Below are 504 nucleotides of genomic sequence, written 5' to 3'. Positions count from 1 at the left end.
CAATTGTGTTGACGTGTAAAAGATATTGACAGACTGGCGTGTTGCTTTGTTGAGTACGGAGAGTTCTGAATAGCCGGGCTCTTCGCTAACGTACGCCACACAATCACATTGATACTGATAGAGGATGCTTTCTAGCTCAGGAGTCATCGCCATTTCAGGAGCTTGGAAAACTTGTACTTGACCAATCCACTGCTCGTTGAGTCGATTAACAGGGTTGATATCACTGAGGTTTCTCTCATTAACTTTAGCGAAAGCCAACAACGCAGATGCCAGCAGCAAACATCCAGTAGTGAAATAACACAGTCTATTTCGGTATGAGCCGACTTGATGATAAGCAGGTGTCGCCTGTTTAGATTCAGATTCATGGCTACTTGCAAGAGAGAGCGCAATACTGCTTTGACCTAGTGAACTGGTATGACTTAGTGATATGTGGTCGCTCACTGGAGTGAGAGGAATAGTGGCTCCGCTTTGTGGTTGAGATTCGATCAAGACACAACCATCGAT

The 504-nt window shown here is 45.0% G+C and carries 1 pseudogene; it reads right to left on the bottom strand.

Annotation, left to right across the window (positions count from 1 at the left end):
• Positions 1–504: pseudogene (locus AB4512_RS22445) on the bottom strand (transcriptional regulator); the annotation flags it as partial.

This window comes from Vibrio sp. 10N.222.52.B7 (assembly GCF_041474275.1).
Lineage (GTDB): Bacteria > Pseudomonadota > Gammaproteobacteria > Enterobacterales > Vibrionaceae > Vibrio > Vibrio crassostreae_C.
This window is presented reverse-complemented; position numbering and strand designations above follow the sequence as displayed.